Source organism: Sphingomonas sp. DBB INV C78, assembly GCF_042693015.1.
Classification (GTDB): domain Bacteria; phylum Pseudomonadota; class Alphaproteobacteria; order Sphingomonadales; family Sphingomonadaceae; genus Sphingomonas_E.
The window spans coordinates 2,730,637-2,750,195 of record NZ_CP170544.1 but is presented as its reverse complement, the minus strand read 5'-3'; the positions used below and the strand labels follow the sequence as shown (position 1 = coordinate 2,750,195).

Annotated in this window: 19 protein-coding genes; 8 read left to right on the top strand and 11 right to left on the bottom strand. The window is 62.2% G+C overall.

Annotation, left to right across the window (positions count from 1 at the left end; genetic code table 11):
• The first annotated feature begins 96 nt into the window (after positions 1-96).
• From ACFB49_RS12900 to ACFB49_RS12890, 3 genes are read left to right on the top strand one after another with little or no spacing between them, the layout of a single operon-like run.
• On the top strand, positions 97-1,368 hold the full coding sequence (locus tag ACFB49_RS12900; protein ID WP_380871611.1) for an epoxide hydrolase family protein: 1,272 nt from the start codon (positions 97-99) through the stop codon (positions 1,366-1,368).
• Between the two features lie 29 nt (positions 1,369-1,397).
• Complete coding sequence (locus ACFB49_RS12895; RefSeq protein ID WP_380871610.1) at positions 1,398-1,811, top strand: organic hydroperoxide resistance protein; 414 nt, start codon at positions 1,398-1,400, stop codon at positions 1,809-1,811.
• Positions 1,812-1,837: 26 nt separating this feature from the next.
• Positions 1,838-2,626 carry an alpha/beta fold hydrolase gene (locus ACFB49_RS12890; protein WP_380871608.1) on the top strand — a complete coding sequence of 263 codons (789 nt, stop codon included), beginning with the start codon at positions 1,838-1,840 and terminating at the stop codon, positions 2,624-2,626.
• Between the two features lie 86 nt (positions 2,627-2,712).
• Here the strand turns inward: ACFB49_RS12890 and ACFB49_RS12885 are convergent, their stop codons facing one another.
• From ACFB49_RS12885 to ACFB49_RS12865, 5 genes are all read right to left on the bottom strand, one after another.
• A complete protein-coding gene (locus ACFB49_RS12885) occupies positions 2,713-3,246 on the bottom strand; it encodes a cytochrome P460 family protein (RefSeq protein ID WP_380871606.1) in 534 nt (177 codons plus the stop codon).
• Between the two features lie 10 nt (positions 3,247-3,256).
• On the bottom strand, positions 3,257-4,303 hold the full coding sequence (locus ACFB49_RS12880) for an alpha/beta hydrolase (RefSeq protein WP_380871604.1): 1,047 nt from the start codon (positions 4,301-4,303) through the stop codon (positions 3,257-3,259).
• A gap of 168 nt (positions 4,304-4,471) precedes the next feature.
• Positions 4,472-5,203 carry an SDR family NAD(P)-dependent oxidoreductase gene (locus tag ACFB49_RS12875; protein ID WP_380871603.1) on the bottom strand — a complete coding sequence of 244 codons (732 nt, stop codon included), beginning with the start codon at positions 5,201-5,203 and terminating at the stop codon, positions 4,472-4,474.
• Positions 5,204-5,282: 79 nt separating this feature from the next.
• Positions 5,283-5,819, bottom strand: a complete 537-nt coding sequence (locus ACFB49_RS12870; protein WP_380871602.1) for a TetR/AcrR family transcriptional regulator — start codon at positions 5,817-5,819, stop codon at positions 5,283-5,285.
• A gap of 229 nt (positions 5,820-6,048) precedes the next feature.
• Positions 6,049-7,092 carry a GlxA family transcriptional regulator gene (locus tag ACFB49_RS12865; RefSeq protein ID WP_380871601.1) on the bottom strand — a complete coding sequence of 348 codons (1,044 nt, stop codon included), beginning with the start codon at positions 7,090-7,092 and terminating at the stop codon, positions 6,049-6,051.
• A 62-nt stretch (positions 7,093-7,154) separates the two neighbouring features.
• On the opposite strand from ACFB49_RS12865, the gene ACFB49_RS12860 reads away from it, so the two are divergent.
• From ACFB49_RS12860 to ACFB49_RS12850, 3 genes are all read left to right on the top strand, one after another.
• Positions 7,155-7,865 carry a dienelactone hydrolase family protein gene (locus tag ACFB49_RS12860; RefSeq protein ID WP_380871599.1) on the top strand — a complete coding sequence of 237 codons (711 nt, stop codon included), beginning with the start codon at positions 7,155-7,157 and terminating at the stop codon, positions 7,863-7,865.
• Between the two features lie 60 nt (positions 7,866-7,925).
• Positions 7,926-8,762 carry an alpha/beta fold hydrolase gene (locus tag ACFB49_RS12855; protein ID WP_380871597.1) on the top strand — a complete coding sequence of 279 codons (837 nt, stop codon included), beginning with the start codon at positions 7,926-7,928 and terminating at the stop codon, positions 8,760-8,762.
• 350 nt (positions 8,763-9,112) lie between these two features.
• Positions 9,113-9,784, top strand: a complete 672-nt coding sequence (locus ACFB49_RS12850; protein ID WP_380871596.1) for an isochorismatase family protein — start codon at positions 9,113-9,115, stop codon at positions 9,782-9,784.
• Between the two features lie 331 nt (positions 9,785-10,115).
• Here ACFB49_RS12850 and ACFB49_RS12845 read toward each other — a convergent pair whose 3' ends face one another.
• Positions 10,116-11,396, bottom strand: a complete 1,281-nt coding sequence (locus tag ACFB49_RS12845) for a DUF1214 domain-containing protein (protein ID WP_380871594.1) — start codon at positions 11,394-11,396, stop codon at positions 10,116-10,118.
• A gap of 344 nt (positions 11,397-11,740) precedes the next feature.
• Between ACFB49_RS12845 and ACFB49_RS12840 the strand changes: the two genes are divergently transcribed.
• Entirely contained in the window at positions 11,741-12,226 is a 486-nt protein-coding gene (locus ACFB49_RS12840; protein WP_380871592.1) for a GNAT family N-acetyltransferase, read from the top strand.
• The gene (locus ACFB49_RS12835; RefSeq protein WP_380871590.1) at positions 12,223-13,269 is read left to right on the top strand and encodes a hypothetical protein; all 1,047 of its coding nucleotides are present in this window, start codon (positions 12,223-12,225) and stop codon (positions 13,267-13,269) included. The genes ACFB49_RS12840 and ACFB49_RS12835 overlap by 4 nt, the downstream gene beginning before the upstream one ends.
• 9 nt (positions 13,270-13,278) lie before the next feature.
• On the opposite strand, the gene ACFB49_RS12830 is transcribed toward ACFB49_RS12835, so the two are convergent.
• From ACFB49_RS12830 to ACFB49_RS12810, 5 genes are all read right to left on the bottom strand, one after another.
• Positions 13,279-14,565, bottom strand: a complete 1,287-nt coding sequence (locus ACFB49_RS12830; protein WP_380871588.1) for a hypothetical protein — start codon at positions 14,563-14,565, stop codon at positions 13,279-13,281.
• A 110-nt stretch (positions 14,566-14,675) separates the two neighbouring features.
• Positions 14,676-15,191: a hypothetical protein gene (locus tag ACFB49_RS12825; RefSeq protein ID WP_380871587.1), complete on the bottom strand. Its 516-nt coding sequence runs from the start codon at positions 15,189-15,191 to the stop codon at positions 14,676-14,678.
• On the bottom strand, positions 15,139-15,615 hold the full coding sequence (locus tag ACFB49_RS12820; RefSeq protein ID WP_380871586.1) for a hypothetical protein: 477 nt from the start codon (positions 15,613-15,615) through the stop codon (positions 15,139-15,141). Before ACFB49_RS12820 ends, ACFB49_RS12825 begins: the two co-directional genes overlap by 53 nt.
• Complete coding sequence (locus ACFB49_RS12815; protein ID WP_380871584.1) at positions 15,615-16,085, bottom strand: hypothetical protein; 471 nt, start codon at positions 16,083-16,085, stop codon at positions 15,615-15,617. The genes ACFB49_RS12820 and ACFB49_RS12815 overlap by 1 nt, the downstream gene beginning before the upstream one ends.
• Before the next feature lie 135 nt (positions 16,086-16,220).
• Positions 16,221-19,559 carry a UvrD-helicase domain-containing protein gene (locus tag ACFB49_RS12810; protein ID WP_380871583.1) on the bottom strand — a complete coding sequence of 1,113 codons (3,339 nt, stop codon included), beginning with the start codon at positions 19,557-19,559 and terminating at the stop codon, positions 16,221-16,223.

Genomic DNA, 19,559 nt, shown 5'->3' with positions numbered 1-19,559 from the left:
CCGCCTCGCGAGCGCTAACACCACATCATCCCGATTAACGAGCGTCGCGGCGGTGCTCCTCTATTTTGGCCGCCATCCCCTCGGCAGGAGCAGCCAATGTTCGCAAACAATTCCGCGTCGCGTCGCCAGTTCGTCGTCGGTGCCGCGCTCGCCGGTGCCGCGAACGTCATTCCATCTCAGGTTTTCGCAGGACCGGAAAGCACGGCGATCCGGCCGTTCAAGGTCGCGATTCCCGCAGACGACATCGCTACGATGCAACGCCGGATCACCGAGACACGCTGGGCCGATCCACAGCCGACACCTGACGATGGCCAGGGCGTGCGCCGCCAGACGCTCGAGCCGCTGATGCGGTATTGGGCACGCGGCTATGATTGGCGCAAGATCGAGACGCGGCTGAATGCGCTACCGATGTTCCTGACCGAGATCGAAGGCCTCGATGTTCATTTCATCCATGTCCGCTCGCCGCATGACAATGCACTACCGATGATCCTCACGCACGGCTGGCCGGGCTCGGTCCTCGAATTCCTCAACGTCATCGAGCCTCTCACCAACCCGACGGCACATGGGGGAAAGGCTGAAGACGCGTTCCACCTCGTGATCCCGTCGATCCCCGGATTCGGCTTCTCGGCCAAGCCGACCAGGCCTGGCTGGGGCTCGGATCATATCGGCCGTGCCTGGGGGATGCTCATGCTGCGGCTGGGCTACGACCGTTTCGTCAGTCAGGGCGGCGATTGCGGCTCGGTGATCTCGCAGCGCATGGCGCTCCAGCACGTACCGGGGCTGGTCGGCATCCACCTCAACATGCCGGCGGTCGTTCCCGCCGACATCGCCCGGATCCTCGCGGTTGGTGATCCCGCGCCGGCGAGCTTGTCGGCAAAGGAGCGTGGCGCGTTCGACCAGCTCGAGGCCTTTTACCGCGACAATTCGGCGTATGCGGCGATGATGAATACGCGGCCGCAGACCATAGGCTATTCGCTGGTCGACTCGCCGGTCGGCATGGCCGCCTGGATGTATGAGAAGATCGCGCAATGGACTTACAGCGATGGCCAGCCCGAGCGCGTCCTCGGCCGCGACGCGATCCTCGACGATATCTCGCTCTATTGGTTGACCGGGACAGGCGCCTCTGCTGCCCGGATCTACTGGGAGGATCACTCCAACAATTTCAACGCGCGCGGCATCATCGACCTGCCAGTCGCTGTGAGCGTGTTCCCCGGCGAGATATTCCGCGCACCCAGGAGTTGGGCCGAGCGCTGTTACGGGAATCTCTTCTACTTCAATGAAGCCGACAATGGCGGCCACTTCGCCGCGTGGGAACAGCCCCGGCTGTTTGCCGACGAGGTACGCGCCGCCTTCCGTCCGCTGCGCTGACCCTAATCCTGATCCCGAGGAGAAGAACCATGTCCGATCCCAAGACCGTCTATACTGCGCATGTCCATGTGACTGGCGGCCGCGAAGGATCAGCACGCAGTTCGGACGACCGCCTCGAGGTTGGGCTTTCGACACCCGGCGGACCCGGTGCTGGCACAAATCCCGAGCAGCTCTTCGCGGCCGGCTGGTCCGCCTGTTTCGAAGGTGCGATGGCGATCGCCGCCAGGAGCAAGGGCATCGTGCTGCCACCCGGTCTTGCGATCGATGCCGAGGTCGATCTTCGGCACGGTGAGGACGGCTATTCGCTGGCCGCCCGGCTGAACGTCAGCGTTCCAGGCGTGGAACCAGACGTCGCCCGCCAGCTCATCGAGGCCGCGCATCGCACCTGCCCTTATTCGAAGGCGATCAAGGGCAATATCGACGCCGTCGTCGCGCTCGTGTGACCCGTCCATTCACGAAGGAGACCGACATGAAGAAGCTGATTGCCGGCGGACTGCTGCTCGCCGCTGCCGCGCTCCCGCTCGCGGTGCAGGCTCAGGGCATGAACGCGCCTGCCAAGCCTACCATTGTGCTTGTCCACGGCGCATTCGCGGACGCGTCGAGCTGGAACGGGGTGATCACCATTCTCCAGCGCGACGGATATACCGTAATCGCGGCGCCTAATCCGCTGCGAGGCGTGCGCACCGATGCGGATGTCGTCAGCAGTCTGGTCAGAAGTATCGACGGCCCGGTTGTGCTGGTCGGGCATAGCTATGGCGGCTCGGTGATCAGTGAGGCGGCCGAACGCGCGTCCAACGTCAAGGCGTTGGTCTATGTCGCCGCCTTCGCACCCGAAGCGGGCGAAACGGCGCTGGGCCTGACTGGAAAGTTCCCGGGCAGCACGCTCGCCCCGACGCTGGCCCCGCCGGTGAAGCTCGGCGATGGCGGCAACGACGTCTACATTCTCGAGGCGCGCTTTCACGACCAGTTCGCAGCCGACGTGCCCGCGGCCGAGGCGCGGCTGATGGCCGCTGGCCAGCGACCGATCGCCGAGGCGGCGCTGGGCGAAGCATCCACCGCGCCCGCTTGGAAGCATATCCCGTCCTGGTTCATCTATGGCGACAAGGACAAGAACATCCCCCCTGCGACGCTGGCATTCATGGCCGATCGAGCGAAATCGCGCAGTACGGTGGTGGTGAAAGGCGCCTCGCACGTGGTGATGGTGTCAAATGCACCTGCCGTCGCTGGACTGATCGAAAAGGCGGCAACCGCTCAATGACCTTCGGGTGCCGGCGCCTCCCCCACTTCGGCGCCCGCCGCGGCCGGCTTCGCTCGCGCGTCGTCGGCCGCGGATAATGTCATGGCCTAGTCCGAGTAGCCGGTGAACACGAGGTCCGCATTCTTGTCGAGCGCTTCCAGCTTCACGTGGCAGGTGAAGCAGGATTGGGTGAGCTTGGCATCCTTGTTGGCCACGCTATTCTCGAACTGGCCATAGCCCCAGCCGCCGCTCGCGGCGTAACGCTTCGAATCCTTGACGCTCAGCTGCACATTGGTCGGTGGGCCGGCAACGAAGGATTGGGGTGCAGGGAAGACGGTGTCATTGCGCGGCGACGATTGGAATTGCCAGGCCAGCCGCACGATGATCGTGCCGTCGGGGAAGGGGCGCTTGCCCTCGCGAAAAGCCTTCACCGCGATGTCGTTGCCGAGGATTGCGCGGATATCGTTGTTCATGCCCGCTTCGTGCGCGACGCTGATCAGCTTCCAATCGCGATACCCTTCAGGAAGCCGCACACCGTAGATCGGCGAACTGTCATGTTGGGGCTCCCGGACGGCGACCATGGCCGACACACCGAACAACATAGCCGCGAACGCGAGGCTGCACGTGGAAAAACGCTTCATGGTCAACTCCTCAGCCGGTCAATGTGGCGACGTCGATTACGGCTTGTGCGAAGTCCCGGGGAGCTTCCTGTGGCAGGTTGTGGCCGATGCCGCCCCTGATCAGCCTGTGCTCATAAGAACCGGTGAACCGTGAGCGATATTGGGAAGGGTCGGGGTGCGGCGCGCCATTGGCGTCGCCTTCCATGGTGATCGACGGGATCGTCACCGGCGGCGCCGCAGCCAGCTTCGCCTCGACGGCATTATATTGGGGATCGCCCTCGGCCAATCCCAGCCGCCAGCGATAATTGTGGATCACGATGGCGACGTGGTCGGGATTGACGAACGACGCAGCCGAACGGTCGTAAGTCGAAGTGTCGAACTTCCATTGGGGCGAGGCGAGCTCCCAGATCAGTCGGTTGAACGACTTGGTGTTCGCAGCATAGCCGGCCTTGCCGCGGTCGGTCGCGAAATAGAATTGGTACCACCATTGCAGCTCGGCTTGCGGCGGCAGCGGTTTGGCATTGGCGGCCTGGCTGCCGATCAGATAGCCGCTGACCGAGACCAGCGCCTTGCAACGCTCGGGCCACAGCACCGCCATGATGTCCGCGGTCCGGGCGCCCCAGTCGAAGCCCGCAACGATCGCCTGCTGGATGCCGAGCGCGTCCATCAGTGCGATCCCGTCCGCTGCGAGCGCAGCCTGTTGCGCGTTGCGCTGCGTATCGGTCGAGCGGAAGACGGTGGTGCCATAGCCCCGCAGATGCGGGACGATCACGCGATAGCCGCGCGCGACGAGCAGTGGCGCCACTTCGGCGAAGGCATGAATATCGTAGGGCCAGCCATGGAAGAGCAGGACCACCGAACCCGAGGCCGGGCCCATCTCGACATAGCCGATGTTGAGGACGCCAGCGTCGATCTGCTTGACCGGCCCGAAGGACGGCGCGACCCGCTGTGTTTGTTGCGGCGCGGCCGCAGCCTTCGCCGCGAACGTGCCTCCAACGAGCGCCGCCGCGATCGCGCCTGCCCCGTGGATGAACCCGCGACGATCGGGCGTGAAGGCTTCGGACGTGGGCTTCGACATGACTGGAACCTTTTCGACAGCTTCGGAAACGGCATCGTTGGTAATCCCAGTCGGCAGGGACCGCCCGTTAATCGTTGTGATCTGGTGTGAGCGAGAGCGGCAGCGCAAGAAATGCGCCGGCGCTCTCAAACATATCTCGGCCGTTCGTTCGGTCCCCCGCCCGAGCGGTCAGAGGGTAAAGCCGCCGTCGATGGTTAGGCTGGTGCCGGTGACGTAGCCCGCCTCCTCGCTCGCCACGTAGGCGATCAGCCCGGCGATCTCGCTCGGTTGCGCGACCCGCTTGAGCGGGCTCATTCCCGCCAGCGCCTCAAGCGCCCCCACGTTGATGTCGGTGTCGGTCGGCCCGGGCTGGATATTGTTGACCGTGATCGCCCGGGGAGCCAGGTCGAGCGCCACGCCCTTGACCATCGCGGCCAGCGCCGCCTTTGTGAACTGGTAGACGCTGGCTCCGGGCGTGCCGGTCCGGATCGCGACATTGCTACCGATGGTGACGACCCGGCCACCATCGTTCAGATGCGGTACCGCGGCCTGTATCGCCAGGAAAACGCCGCGGACGTTGACGTCGAGCATTCTGTTGAGTTGATCGACCGGGACGCTCTCGATCGTGCCAAGCGCGAAGATTCCCGCATTGACGACAAGCACGTCGATCCGGCCGAACCGGGCGACGACCTGCTCCACGGCCGCCAGAATCTGCTCGTGATCGGCACTGTCGGCCTTGATGGCGAAGGCTTCGCCGCCCGCCGCGCCAACGTCGGCCGCAACGTCGGCCGCCTTGTCTTCGCGCGTCGCGAAGGTGAAGGCCACCTTGAAGCCGTCCTTCGCCAGCCGCATGACAGTCGCGGCGCCGATCCCACGCGAACCGCCAAAAACCAGAGCTACCTTATGGGGATAGATCGTCATTACCATTCTCCTTTATTGACTGAATAGTCCATAATTAGGTGCAAGCTGTACATTCCCGGTCTCCTTGGACGGGGGCCATTTATTTCGTTCTGATCAGGTCCACGGTAAAACGCGCCAGGCCGTGCAGATCCGCGAGGCTGCCACCCGCACGTGCGGCTGTCTGCAGACCGGTCATGGTCATCTGGATGAAGCCCGCAGTTGCGCCCGCGTCGAGCGTCGGGTCGATCTCGCCCTTCGCCTGACCCTCGCCGATCCGTTCGATCAGCCGGCCATGCAACACCGGGCTCGCCTGCTCTCGCAGCGCCACGAGTTCAGGGTCGGACATGCCGAACTCGCCTACCGATCCGACGCCCATGCAGCCCAAGGCCCGCCTCGCGTCGTCTTCCTGCGCCAAGCCGACCAGAAGGTCTTCGATCCCGGCAATCGGCGACGCGGGCGCGGTAAGGCGCCGTACATGATCGCTGATCGATCCGCGCTGATAGGTGCGCAAAGCTTCGACGTAGAGCTGACGCTTGTCGCCAAACGCGTTGTAGAGGCTCTGCCGGCCGATCCCCATGGCGCCGAGCAGGTCTTCGGTCGAGGTCGCGGCGAAGCCCCTGGACCAGAATACCTCCATAGCCTTCTGCAAAGCAGCGTCCCTGTCGAATTCGCGCGGTCTAGCCATAGGGAGCAAATAGGCATTATGGATTGATCAGTCAATAATAACTTTGGCGGGAAGGTTGGGACGCGGTTCGTCGGCGGTAGCCGGATTGCGGCTCGTCGCGGGTCGCTCGAAAGCGGTCGTTGGCGCGCTTTGGACCGTGGCCTTACAATTGAACGCACCGTCGCGAAGTTGAGTTCTGTCTCTAGGAGGCGGCCGCTGTTGGTGCATCGCTTCCAGAAGTGCCTTGCGACGCGAAGCGGCGGCGATAATCGGATGGAGTCAGGCCCACGATACTCTGAAAGACCCGACGAAATCCTCTTGTGTCCCCATATCCGACGCTCATGGCGATCGTATCGACGGAGGCGCGTGAGAATTCCAGCATCTCTCGGGCCCGGCTGACGCGAAGTCGTTGCTGATACTCAGTGGGCTTCATACCCGTGGCGTGGACAAATCGGCGGAGAAAGGTGCGCGGTTCGAGGCCGGCATAAGTTGCTATATCGGCCACGGCGACTGCGCTGTCACGCTTCGTCGCGAGCCATTGCTGGGCCTTCAGGATAGCTGCGTCGCCATGCTTGGTTCGCGGCTCGAAACCGCTGTAGAAACGCTGTTCGCGCCCGGGTGGATCGACATTCATGTAATGGGCGGTGTCATGCATCACCGCAGTTCCCAGAAATCGCTCTGTCTGGCGCAGTCCGAGATCCGCCCACGCCATTGCGCCTCCCGCGGTCATCACGTCTCCATAGTCAATGACCATATGATTGGACTCGAGAAGCACTTCGGGAAAGCGCGATGCAAAATCCTCGGTAAAGGACCAATGGGTCGTCGCTTGCCGGCGATCGAGCAGACCGGTCTTGGCCAGCATGAATACACCGCCACACACGGCCGCGAGAGAAATGCCTTCGGCGTGCCGGGCGCGCAGCCAGTCGACTAATGGGCTTTGATGGTTCGGCTCTCCGATCGCCCGATGGTTGTTGGGAATGATGATCAGGTTGGTCTTGTGAGGAAGGCCGGGCGCACTGTCATATGTGCATTCAATCTGCCTCGTGTCGTCTGAGGCCAACCAGTGGGTGATGCGAACGGGGTTGATGGTACCGGATCCCTGTCTCTTCGCCGCGAACTCGCTCGCATAGGTGAAGAGGTCGGTGAGACCATAGAGGCCGCCGCGTGCCGTGCCTGCGTCATAGGCAAGCGCCACCTCAAAGCGCGTTACCGGCGTGCTGACACTTTTGACCCCCGCTTTTGTCATATCCCACCCTCGTGATGACAGTCTGGATACCTAAACTCGTTTCATATCAACCGGAGGGCACTATGGACGAGGCGATCAGCATATCAACGGAGGGCGGTGACTTTTCCGCTTTTGTGGCGCGACCTGCTCATGGTCCTGCACCAGTGGTGGTTGTTCTCCACGAGGTCTTTGGCGTCAACGAGGACATTCGCCAGACCTGTCGCGAACTTGCCGCGGCCGGCTTCATTGCAGTCGCGCCGGATCTGTTCTGGCGGCAGGAGCCGGGGGTCGATCTCAACAGCTGGTCAGAGGAGGAATGGAAGAAAGGCCTGGCGCTCTACACCGCCTATGATCGTGACGTCGGCGTCCGGGACATCGTTGCGACGATTGCGGCGGCGAGGCGTCTCGACGGTGCCACCGGCAAAGTCGCTGTCATGGGGTTTTGTCTCGGCGGACTGATGACCTTTTTGACGGCGGCTCGTCACACGGTCGACGCGGCGGTTGCCTATCACGGAGGCGACACCGAGCGTTATCTCGACGAGGCAGGGGCAATCACGGCACCTATGATCATGCACCTCGCGGAGGAAGACGAATTCATCAGCAAGGAGGCCCAGGCCTCCATCAAGAACGCTCTCGAGAGGATCCCAAATGCCACGGTGTACAGCTATCCTCGCCAGAACCACGCTTTCGCCCGGCACACTGGCCTGCACTATGATGCCGCGGCTGCAGCGCTTTCATTCGAACGGACGGTCAAGTTTCTGACAAACGCGCTCGACCTGCGCCGAATGTCCTGAGCATCCACGTTCACTTTACGACAATCATCTGGATCGGATCTCAACCGGAAGGAAGCAATCATGGCTGACGGCACTTTCACGACCGAGGACGGCGCAACAATCTTTTACAAGGATTGGGGGCGGAGGGACGCCCAGCCGCTCGTTTTTCACCATGGCTGGCCGCTCAGCGCGGACGACTGGGATGCCCAGATGATGTTCTTCCTGGGCGAGGGCTTCCGTGTGATTGCGCACGACCGCCGTGGCCATGGTCGCTCCAGCCAGACTGACACCGGCAATGAGATGGACACCTACGCCGCCGATGTCGTGCAACTGGCAAGGACGCTCGACCTCAAGAACGCTGTTCACATCGGCCACTCCACGGGTGGCGGTGAAGTCGCGCATTATGTTGCTCGCGCTGAGCCGGGTCGGGTCTCAAAGGCGGTTCTGATTGGTGCGGTGCCGCCGATCATGCTCAAGACCGAGGCCAACCCTGCCGGGCTTCCCATTGAAGTGTTCGACGGGTTCCGCGCCGCCCTGGTTGCCAACCGCGCCCAGTTCTTCCTCGAGATTCCGACAGGCCCCTTCTACGGATATAATCGTGCAGGCGCCGAGGTGAGCCAGGGTGTGATCCAGAATTGGTGGCGACAGGGCATGATGGGCGGTGCCAAGGCCCATTATGACTGCATCAAGGCCTTTTCGGAGACCGACTTTACGGAAGACCTCAAGAAGATCGACGTACCTGTCCTTGTGATGCATGGCACCGACGACCAGATCGTCCCCTATGCGGACTCCGCTCCCCTGTCAGTTAAGCTCCTGAAGAACGGCACGCTCAAATCCTACGAGGGCTTTCCGCACGGCATGACCACGACCCACGCCGAGATCATCAACACCGACCTGCTCGCCTTCATCAAGAGCTGAGCGCAGCGGCCATTGGCAAACCTCCCGCCCGGCAAGATGCGCCATAATCTGCATCTTCCGGGCGATGGAGACATTCGGGAAATGTCCCTGTTCGCAGATGGAAGGAGCCGCTGTTATTGAGCATTCGCGTCCTGCGGACCGATTCCCAATCTCGTCCGCCATTCTCGCTTCCCGAAGTTCGGTATTCACCGTCTGGGAACAGCCCTGACCTGTTCACGCAGGAGTTGCGCGGCTCGTTTGGTTCACTGCGGTGACAGGAAAAGCCTGGCCGGTCGCGTCTCGCCCGCCCAGCTCTCCACTTTGCGGCGCTCACCTGTGCTCGAACCATCCTCACATTCATGGAGATGAAAATGACGAACAATACTAAATCCAGTGTTCTGCCCACCGGTGGCGGTCAGGCGCTTATCGATCCATCGAACTCGGTTATTCTGCTGCTCGACCATCAGGCGGGCCTGTTTCAGACCGTAAAGGATATCTCGATCGCCGATCTGCGCCGCAATGTCGAATTGATCGCCAGGCTGGCTACCCTGCTCGAGATTCCCGTGATCACGACTGCATCGGAGCCGAACGGTCCGAACGGACCGCTCATGCCCGAGATCCATCAGCATGCCCCGCACGCGGTCTACGTTCCGCGTAATGGCGAAGTGAACGCCTGGGATAATCCGGCTTTTGTCGACGCCGTCCGTGCGACAGACAAGAGCACGCTCATCATGGCCGGCGTCTGGACCAGCGTCTGCGTCATGTTCCCGGCGCTCGATGCCAAGGCTGGGGGCTTCGACGTTTATGCAGTGATGGACGCCTCGGGCGATCCGAGCGAATTCGCATCGCGCACGACGCTCGCTCGTTTTACGCAAGCCGGGATCATACCGACTTCGACCAATGCGCTGCTGTCGGAACTGCATCGGACGTGGCGGCGTCCGGAGGCGGCCGAGCTCGCAACCCTCTATGGGCTGGCTGCGCCTAATTACGCCGCGGTCGCGGAGAGCTATGCCAGGGCTCAGGAAGTCGCGAAGCAGAGCTGAATAATTTCTGCCGATGGGCGGGCGTTTCGCGAGAAGACGGGACGCTCGGCCCGAATGTAGCCAAGTGCCTGGCGCTTTGAGAGAACGATGCCAGCTCGTATGGATGGGTGAAATGTCGTGGGATCCGGAATGGCCGCTTGCCGGCGGAAATTGAGAAAAGCCGACCCTGCCACCGGCCCACCGCCAACGTTCGTCATCCAGCGGTGCCGCCGCCGAAGCAGTCGTCCACACCATCTCGCGGGCTCGCCGAAACCCGCCCTATGTTCATGTCGGATTCCGTACAGCCGACGTGCCGATGAATGCTCCACGCGATCGAGGGCGGTGTTCTTCCTCAGCGCTTGATCAGCGACGGCGGAAAATAGCTGCCATCCGCGACACCGCCGCGGGGGCCATAGAAACGGAACGTGAGGCTCCAGGGTTTGCCTTTGGTGGGGAGCCAGTTGCCTTGTGGTGCGTCGGTCGGCTGGTCGGGCGCAAAATAGAGGGTCAGGGAGCCGTCGTCCGAATAGGTCAGCTTCGACTCCTTGTTCAGAAGAAAGCGATCGAGCGGGTTGGGCAGCACGCGGCGGTGAAGCCGATCGACCGCGATCACCGACCAGAAATATTTGGCATATTTCGACGGCAAATCGTCGGCGGGAAAGGTGAGCGTGTAGATTCCGTCGGCCTCAAGATCTTTGCCCTGGCTATCCAGCGCACCACGGTAATAGAGCACTTCCTCGAACACGTTGGCCCAGATGCCACCATAGTTGACCGTGGTCCGCGTCATCCAGTCATCGCCCCAATGGCCGCAGCAGGCTGGACGCGCCCAGCCGTTCCGGATCGAGCCTCGCCCGATATAGGGGGCAGCCGCGCCAAAATCCCGGTGTGCCTTCTGGCGGACGATCTTGTCGATCCGTTCGCGCTCGACCGGATCTTCGATAGCGGCGGCGATCGCCCGGCTATTGGCCTGGAGCGTTTCCATGCCGGGGCTCAGATCTCGTTCGGTATCAAGGGCGAGCGTGGCGGAATCGAACGCCTCGACGCCGGGGAGGGCTGCCATGTCGAACATCACCGATCGCGGGATGGCCGGCAGTTCGGGATTGCCATGGATCTTGAACTTGAACTGGTGCTGGAGCGTGATGGCCTCGTCCCACTTGGCACCGAGTTCGACACGGAGAAGCACGCGTGAGACCTTTACAGGCACATCCACGCGCTTCGCGCCGATGGCACTGTCGACATTGCTGCCCTCGAGGCAAACTGCGAACAGACCGTCCGGGTGATCGGGATAGACGCGCTCGTTGATGTTGGCGATGGTTTCGCCCCAGCCGTTCAGGAATTCGACGACATAATAGCGGCCCTCGATGACGGGCACCGTAACCAGCAGGAAGCTGTGCTCGTCGATCGCCACCCAGGCCTCGGAGTAAGCGACGTCGAGGTTGGGGTTGGGCCAGTCGACCTGGCCGGGCTTACGGTGGAGGAGCTGGTTCCAGACAAATCCCTCCTCGTCGAAATCTACCTGTTGCTGGCGGATGATCAGGAGGCGCCCGAGCAGGTAGATCCAGGCGTCGCTGATGTCCTGATCACTGAGCCGGGCAGCCACCGACTGTGTGGGCTGGGGTTCGACGGTGGTCATCACGTGCGTTCCGATCCGTACGAGGAGAGTTCGGAGCCGTCCGACCACAGGCGGATCCGTTTCTTCATTCCTATCGGGCTGCAGTCATGCTTCAATCGGGCGTGTCACTGAGATCGGGCAGGGATTTCCCTTACACGCTCAACGGCCTGCTTCGCCGACGAAGCGGACGTTCGAGCGCCGCCCGGCAACGCCTTATAGCAGCCGTTCGTTCACGCTCTGTGGTCGCTCCAGCGAGTGTTGATCTCGGGCAGAAGCCAAAGAAGACTCTTCCCTAAACGAGATTTTGGCGGTCATAGATATGAGACTAAAGGTCCAAACTCAGGCGCAAGAGAATCAATTTTCAGATGACGCTTCGTGCGACCCATCCGTCCGCAATGTCGGCTCAAGAGATTGACAGTTTCACGGGGTTCGTCGTTGCCGCAGGTGAGATTAATCCCGCGACGATGCCGGCACTGATCGAGCAGGCATTGTCGTTGCTTACGCTCTATGACGGTGACAGGCTGATCGGGACGGCAGCGATCAAGCGGCCGATTGCCGCACATCATCAGAATGAATTCGCCAAGGCCAAGGTCGGGGCTTTGGCCGCGAACTATCCATTTGAACTCGGTTGGGTGGTGGTGGACAGCGCCTTCAGGCGGCAAGGCCATGGTCGCGCCTTAGTTGCCCACGCGATCCGCCAGCTCGATGGCCGCGCGGTCTATGTTACGACCAAGTCCGACACGATGCGCGCCATGCTCCCGGAATTCGACTTCAGGCCAATAGGCGAAAGCTATCCTTCCGAACGTGAACCGGCCATGTCGCTCAGCATCCATGTCCGCGAGGCGTCATGACTGACACGACGATCTACGCTGTCCGGGCGAGCTACGATGCCTACTATAATTGGTGGTATCTAGAGAACCTGATGTTCGGCGCGAACGGCGAGCCTGTGTGGAAGCGCCGGCGGCCGCAACTCGGGGGCGGCGTGCCTCAGCGCGCCGAGGTCGAGCAAGACGAGGCCGAAGCCAAGCATCTGGCGCGAAAACTGACGCGCGAACTGGTTCAAGATTTCGATATAGCGGTGCTTGGAGAGAATGGACAAAGCTCAACATTGTTAAAGCTGTCTAAGGCATATCTCGCCTCCCGCCGTCGCGAAGACGAAGAGGCGATGATGTTCGTCGAGGGCAAAAAGCGTCACACCGGCAAGGTCGCTCCGTCCAGAACCGCTATCACCGCGGGTAGTGAAGACGATGCGGACGACATCCATTGCGCCCTACAGGAGCTGCCGTATCTTCGCACCATCGTCGTCGGCCGCGGCATCACTCGGTCACTGGCCCATTCCACGGATGGCTTAAATTGGCGGCGGCTCACGAATGGCTATATCTCACGGCAAGGCGCGATTTGGGGGCATCGAGCGAGGATCGCCGACGCTTTTGGCTTGCACCCGGCCCAACATTGGGGGCGAACCAAGGCGGCGATCCGAAAGATGTTGCTCCCGCGAGCAATCGACATGCTCCAGCTGCAGCCGATGAAGGAGATGCTCGCCGAAGCGCTCGCCGCGGGGCGCCATGCCGTCGTGCTCGACCGGTTCGTATTCTGGTACGAGCCCGAAGGCGGCATTGGCTGGACAGTCAAGGAAATCGGGGCGCACGACTCAACACATGCCGACGCTGTCGAATGGGCGGTAGGTACGATCATCTCCAAGAATTTTGGACGCATCGTCGTTCTGCCTTTCATCAAGGACGATGGCGCCCATGTCGCTGGTCATACCCGTAACGCCCCAGGCGACGGCCCGGCAAAGCCCCGCAAACCGGGTGAAGCCAAGGAAATCGCGTTCACGCGTCTTCAGGGCGACGCGATGCTGGGCCTGCTTGGCGAGTTGCCTTACGGCCCCTGATAACCACGATCACTCGATCGATTGCGCTTGCGCCGTCGCAAAGGTGATGATGTCGGCGTCCTGCCCAACCACGGCGCTTCGATGCGCGACCGACCGTAAATCAATATTCGCAACGGTTGCGCGGGGTGCACCTGCGACGGCACGGACGGCTTGGGCCAGCACGATCGCCGCTGCCGTCACGCCGACGAAGGGCGCGCCCACGGCGACGTCGGCAAGAAGCGTAAGGCCGCACTCGTCAAGCTCGCCCTTTTTCCGCAATTCGACATAGGCGGGCTGATCCTTGAGCTTGGCAGCACGGCTGATGCCGCCGTCCGCTTCATCGACCTGCGCGGCCGTCGGCCAGATCGCGGAAGAACGCTGTGTCGCCGGGAAGCTATGCATCCGGATCAAGCGGAAGTCTTCGGCGCCGTTGCCGAGGCCAGCCTCAATGACCATCGGGAAACCGGCTTCGTCGAGGATCCGTCGCGCAACTGGATTGTCGACACCGCACAATGCCAGTCCGGGCTCCTGATCGGATCGACGGAAGTCGACATCGAACCGGCGTTCGATGATAGCGGTATCGAACCCGCGTTGCTCGGCCCAGCGCGCGCAGATCCGGGTCTTGCGGTGGCCTTGATCTGCGCCGGTGGTGAGCAGTGACGTGCTCTTCGTCGACTTGCCCGCGCAATCCACATCCTGGAGGAAGAGTCGGACGCTGCCGCGATCGGCAAATGGGAGCATCCCGATCGCCCAAAGATAGGCCTGGCCGAGATGGCCGAGCCCGATTAGCCAAAAATCGGACGGCAGGTCCGTTATCACGGGACCGTCACTGCGCGAATCCGTCCAGTCCGCCTCGTCATCAAGATCCCAAAGCGACAGGCCGACGCTGCGATGCCCGGCGAGCGGTTCGCCGTTCAGATGCGCGAACACCTCGGCAACAGCGAGGGCTCCGGCCAACATGCCGGACAGCGCAAACTCGGTGCGTTCCGCCAGCCTCGCGCTTGCTAGGGGAATCGCGCCGGCACGCCATCCGTCGAATGTCGTTCTAATGGCAAAATCAGCTAGTCCAGCCGCGACTGTTCCGCCGATGGCGACAATCGGCGCACCCGGAGCGTGCGGTGCCGCGGTCCCACCCAGTTCGACCACGGCATCAGCCAGGGTTGCTCCAGCTGCGATCGGAACCAGCAGGGGCACGTCAAGCATGCCTTCGACGGTCACGCCACCGAGGAACGTCCGCACTCCACAGTTGAGCGCGGTGAGGAGGCTCGCTTGATGGGTTGGGCTCACCGCGGCCTCCGCGTCGATCGTCAGGTGCATCGTGAAGGTGGAAAGTTTGGCGATCGCCTCCTCGACACTGGCGGCAGCGCCGGTGTCGAGGAACAGTTTTGCCGTGCGGTTCAGCGTATCGATGATTTTGTCGTCCATGATTAGGCCCGTTCGATCTTTAGAGAGGGACGCAGGAACTTGGGCTTGAGCCGGTCCCAGTCGAAGTTGCCGCGGTAACGATAGAGGCAGATTGCCTTCAGCTGCACCGGCTCGGCGGCGAAATCCGGGATGATCATCGCCACATGCCCGGGCTCGGCGATCATCGGGTGCCGGCGATCGGATTCGCTCTGGCCCGCCCCACAGGGATGGGTATGCACGTCCGCGACGACGGACAGCCCCGAGCGGCGGCAGATCGCCCAGAGATCAGCCATGCAGGCGCCATCAATGACGATGATCCCAGTATCGAAGGCATGCGGGTCGATTTCATCATAGAACACGATCGACGAAACATGGCGGGGCTGACCGGGCGGACCCAGCAGAAACGCGCCACTTTCGCGGACACCGCGGCCGCGCGCCCGCAAACCGTTCAGCAAGTCCGACCAGATGGGGACCGGGATCGACAGCTCAGGCGGCCGCGCCAACAGCCGCCAGATGCTGGTGAGAGGCCAGAAGGTCATGGATGATCTCCAGATAGTGAATGATGCCGCGTGGCGGCGACCAGGCTTTTTCAGGATGCTGCACCAGCCATTGCTCGTGGCCGGCGAGCGCCAGCCGGTCGCAGGGCAGGTAGAGCGCCGCGGCGTTCCAGTTCGGATTGAAGGCCGCCGCGACCCGGCCCGTGCCCTGCGGCCACCGGCTGTTGGCCAGCGGAGCATTGGCCTCCAAGTCCCACGGCCTCGCATTGGGCAATGCCGCGGGATAGCCTGGAAGATCGAACCGGAACGCCCAGTCCGTGCCGTCATGCGCGCGCACCGTTATGACCGAGTGCGGCCAGTCGATGCGGACGAGCCGCCACTGCCCTTTCGCCTCGCCGATCTGGAAGTCCGGGCGTTCCACATGGCTGCGGAACGCCCGTTCATCGGCGCCGATGGTCGGCTCCATTAGCCCTGAACCAGCTGCTTGCGGACGAGGTCGAACTCAATGGCGCAGCCGTCCGTCTTCAGGCTTCCAAGGTGCGCATTCTGCGGCGGTTGGATATGCGTGCCGCTGATCTGAAGCACATGCTCCTGGGCCTCGGCCTCATCGAGACCGGCCTTCTTGGTTGCCCACTTGGTGACGCGCCTGATCGTCGTGGCGGGCGCGAACTTGTGGTTGAAGGTGTCAGCCTTGTAGTTGACCGCTACCTTGATCTGGCGGCAGCGGTGGAGGTGGAAGATCGGGTTATCGAGACCGTGCAGCGGACGATCTTGGGCCATGGGCTCGTCTTCATCTTCCTTGAAGACGAGCATTTCGGCGATGTTGGGATGACGGCCGTCCAGGCTGGCGATGAGCGTCTTGACGAGCGCGGCTTCCGCCAGCTCGAAGCGCTCGAGAGGTTCGCCTTCGATGGCGGCAAAGATGATCGTGGACATTGTGTGCATTTCCTTTTCGATGCCGGGCAACCGGTGGCTGCCTCACCCAACTGATCGGGTGAGGCGGGCCAAAAAGGAAAAATCAGCGGAGAAAAATCTGATGGTCACCCACGCCGGCCGTCAGGCCGGCATTAGTCATTCAGGGGATGGGCAGACGAACAGGTAAGGGCAGCGAGGGCATCGGAAATCGCTCGTGATCACCGGATATTTGCCCGCACCGATGTCGTCGATCGCGGATTCGCAGTCTGCGATGCGCTTGTTATATTTCGCTGCCGTCTGGCCGATCTCGAGCACGGATTCGCCCAGGAGATAATGGTTCTCGACACGTGCGCCAGCGCCCAGCGTCTCGCGGGCCGCCTTCAACAGGATCGTCGCCGACAGGCGGTCGGGGTCGCCGCTGGAGGCCTTTCCCGAGCGCAGGTTACGAACGACAAGCGTACCGTCGATCTCGAAAATGCGATCGGCTAGTGCGCCGATGGCATTCCCGCCGATCGTCGTGATGAACTCGCCCGGACGTGCGGTCGTGCCCGCTGCCGCGATATGAAGCCTGCCGAGCATCGACATCACGAGCCGGCGATAGGCGTCGCCGAACGCATGCTCGGCAAGTCCGCTGGCCGCCCAAGCCTCGTCGAAAATGCGCTCTGCTTCCGCCGGATCATACGCCTGCGCTTCGTCGAGGTCGCGGGCATAGCGGATCACAGCCTGGACGCAGCCATGGGCATCGAGATACGCCCCGGCGCGCGTTCGATGCCGGAGGTTCAGGACCCGCTCATAGTAGAACCGTCGGGGACATGAAGAGAAGTTGTCGATGTCACGCGCCGTAAGGTCTGTCGGCGGTGGCGGTATTAGAATTGGATTGAGTGTCGCCACCGGATGAATCCGCGGCACTGGGGCAGCTGCGAAAGCGGTCGTTGTGGTCACCCGCTCCAGGAAGCGCGACGGGCTTGCATTCCGGGATCCTCGGCGAGACGGCCTGTAAAGCCTCAAATGCGTCTTGGCGCGCGACAGGGCAACAAAAAGGATGCACTCCTCTTCGGCTTCGTGCGCGTCCTCATCCTGGACCTGAAGGATCATGCCTGTAGGAGGCGGGCAGACGGGCGGACGGTTCGCCGACGGTATTGCGCCGGCGTACAACCCCGGCAAATGAACCGCCTCGAACTCGAGGCCCTTGCTGGCATGCACGGTCATCAATCGTACGCCATCGAGCTCGTCGAGCTCTGGTGGAAGCTGGCGCAAATCGCGCTCATCGGCGAGCAGGATCATGTGCCTGATCCGATCGAGAGCGCGCCGAATAGGCGTGCCACTGCCTTGGACTGGCATATTGCGGAGGCAATCTATCAATTGCCGTACAGCGACCTTGCGCATTTCGTCGGAAGGTGCCTGCCCGGACAGAACCGTGCGGACATAGTCGCTGCGGTCGAACAGGTATTGGCTGACCAGCAGCCACGGCGTGGTGCCTTGTGTTGCTCCATGAAGATGCTGGGCCAGCGTTTGAAGGCCGGCGCGTCCTTCCGGCGAAAGATCGCTCAGTTGCTCGAGCCGCCTGAGCAGGTCGAATGCCCGTTGCTCGGTGGCGCGCGCGTGTTCGACGAGTGTGAGCGCGTCGCTCTGAGGGATGGCATAGTCGGGAAATTCAGCCACACGGATGAGGCTCGTGCCGCTGCTGTCCGCAATCAACGAGAGCACGCACAGCAAATCGCGCACTTCGGGGCGTTCGAAGAGTGGGCCAAGATAGAGGACCGGGATGCCGCGAGCTTCAAGTTCCTCCGCGAAGCGTGCAAGATTGCCGTTGCTGCGTGACAAGACGGTTTGGTCTCGCAGCGCGACACCCGCCGCCTCAAGTTCGCGGATCGAACCGGCAAGCGCGTCCATTTCAGCGGCGTCATCGGTGGCAGTGAGCAAGCTGGGAGCGATCTGGCTTGGTCCCCGGGTAGCGGTCAGCGTCGCGGCACCTGCATAGCGCGAGACGCTCATCGTCGCAGCAAAGCGCGAATATGCGTTCACGATTTCAGTCGTCGAGCGATAGTTTTCGGACAGACTGTCACGCCCACCGCGCGGATAGTCCCGTTCAAATCGCGCGATGTTCGATGCCGACGCGCCACGGAAACGGTAGATCGACTGCCGCGCATCACCGACGACCCACAGGTTTTCACCGTCCTCTCCGACGAGTTCGCGCACGAGCATGGCGCTGGCAAGGTTGATGTCCTGATATTCATCGACATGGATATGCGTGAAGCGCCCCCTCATCAACGCGCCAAAATCCATGTCATTACGCATCATCATGATGGGGCGCATGATAATGTCGCCGTAATCGACTGCCTTTTCCTCTTCGAGCCGGCGTTGGTAGTGCGCATAAACCGTGGCCACTTCCGCCGCCTTGGCGGCAGCTAGGCGCTCTTCGTCGGTAGTGGCATTCGTACGCATCGCTGCCGCAAGCGCCGCATATTGGTCGGGTGTGCACAGCTCGTCCTTGGCGCGTGAGATGGCGCGCAGAATGTCGCGCAGCGCCAGTGCGGGCTCGTACAGATTGAGGTAATGGGTCAGGCCAAGCGCTGGCAGCGCTTCCTCCAGCATCGCGACGCTCTCACTTGAATCCACCACTTTCGGATCGGCTGGCAGACCGAACAGTTCGTGATGCTTGCGGATCGTATCGAGACCGAAGGCATGAAATGTCCCAGTCCAGATATTGACGACTTGACCACCGGCGACAGCTTCGACGCGTTCCGCAAGCTCCAGCGCCGCCTTGTTCGAGAAGGTAAGAGCGAGAATGTTTTGCGCCGGGACCCCCTTGCTGAGCAGGTCGGCGATGCGTGACACGAGAGTCTTGGTCTTACCGGTGCCCGGGCCGGCACTCAGCAAATAGGGCCGCCCGCGGTGATCGACGGCACGCTTCTGAGCTTCGTTACAGGTGGTTTCGGCTGGGCGGGCCGGCCGGGCTACGTCCGGGAGGTCCGGAAGCAATAGTCCGTCAGCCAGTTGCTGTAGCGTTGTGTCATACGGAACGCCGAGTAGCCCAGCGATCTCTGTGGCATTCCGTCCCTCGAGGTAGAGGCGCTTGGCGATCGCGCGCGGCAGAATGAACTCACGCGCGAACGTGTTTGCTTGGGCCTCACGCCGCTCCTTGATCCCATAGGTCTCAATGCGCTGATTGGGATCACCACCGTTTGAGGCTGCTCGCGGATAAAAGCCAGCCTCGGGTCCAGCATGAAGTTCGAAATGCCCGATCTCGTGCGCGACGACCTCAGCCGACCGTTCGGCGCCGAGGTCATCACGGTAGAGGACCTGCTTGAACCTGCGTTCCAACAGACCGTGCGCGCCTTCGAGCTCCGGATCGTCCGCCGCGAGCGGCCGCAACTTGAGCTTGCGGTGGCTCGCGGCCGCCTGGATCGCATCTGTAGCGGTGGTCAGATCGGTTGCCCCGATTTCGGCCCGCAATCGATGAGCTGCGGTTCGGACGGCGGCGAATCCGTCCAT

Coding starts and splice junctions, on each gene's coding strand:
- ACFB49_RS12900 (WP_380871611.1), top strand. CDS start 97: ATGTTCGCAAACAATTCCGCGTCGCGTCGCCAGTTCGTCGTCGGTGCC.
- ACFB49_RS12895 (WP_380871610.1), top strand. CDS start 1,398: ATGTCCGATCCCAAGACCGTCTATACTGCGCATGTCCATGTGACTGGC.
- ACFB49_RS12890 (WP_380871608.1), top strand. CDS start 1,838: ATGAAGAAGCTGATTGCCGGCGGACTGCTGCTCGCCGCTGCCGCGCTC.
- ACFB49_RS12885 (WP_380871606.1), bottom strand. CDS start 3,246: ATGAAGCGTTTTTCCACGTGCAGCCTCGCGTTCGCGGCTATGTTGTTC.
- ACFB49_RS12880 (WP_380871604.1), bottom strand. CDS start 4,303: ATGTCGAAGCCCACGTCCGAAGCCTTCACGCCCGATCGTCGCGGGTTC.
- ACFB49_RS12875 (WP_380871603.1), bottom strand. CDS start 5,203: ATGACGATCTATCCCCATAAGGTAGCTCTGGTTTTTGGCGGTTCGCGT.
- ACFB49_RS12870 (WP_380871602.1), bottom strand. CDS start 5,819: ATGGAGGTATTCTGGTCCAGGGGCTTCGCCGCGACCTCGACCGAAGAC.
- ACFB49_RS12865 (WP_380871601.1), bottom strand. CDS start 7,092: ATGACAAAAGCGGGGGTCAAAAGTGTCAGCACGCCGGTAACGCGCTTT.
- ACFB49_RS12860 (WP_380871599.1), top strand. CDS start 7,155: ATGGACGAGGCGATCAGCATATCAACGGAGGGCGGTGACTTTTCCGCT.
- ACFB49_RS12855 (WP_380871597.1), top strand. CDS start 7,926: ATGGCTGACGGCACTTTCACGACCGAGGACGGCGCAACAATCTTTTAC.
- ACFB49_RS12850 (WP_380871596.1), top strand. CDS start 9,113: ATGACGAACAATACTAAATCCAGTGTTCTGCCCACCGGTGGCGGTCAG.
- ACFB49_RS12845 (WP_380871594.1), bottom strand. CDS start 11,396: ATGACCACCGTCGAACCCCAGCCCACACAGTCGGTGGCTGCCCGGCTC.
- ACFB49_RS12840 (WP_380871592.1), top strand. CDS start 11,741: ATGACGCTTCGTGCGACCCATCCGTCCGCAATGTCGGCTCAAGAGATT.
- ACFB49_RS12835 (WP_380871590.1), top strand. CDS start 12,223: ATGACTGACACGACGATCTACGCTGTCCGGGCGAGCTACGATGCCTAC.
- ACFB49_RS12830 (WP_380871588.1), bottom strand. CDS start 14,565: ATGCACCTGACGATCGACGCGGAGGCCGCGGTGAGCCCAACCCATCAA.
- ACFB49_RS12825 (WP_380871587.1), bottom strand. CDS start 15,191: ATGACCTTCTGGCCTCTCACCAGCATCTGGCGGCTGTTGGCGCGGCCG.
- ACFB49_RS12820 (WP_380871586.1), bottom strand. CDS start 15,615: ATGGAGCCGACCATCGGCGCCGATGAACGGGCGTTCCGCAGCCATGTG.
- ACFB49_RS12815 (WP_380871584.1), bottom strand. CDS start 16,085: ATGTCCACGATCATCTTTGCCGCCATCGAAGGCGAACCTCTCGAGCGC.
- ACFB49_RS12810 (WP_380871583.1), bottom strand. CDS start 19,559: ATGGACGGATTCGCCGCCGTCCGAACCGCAGCTCATCGATTGCGGGCC.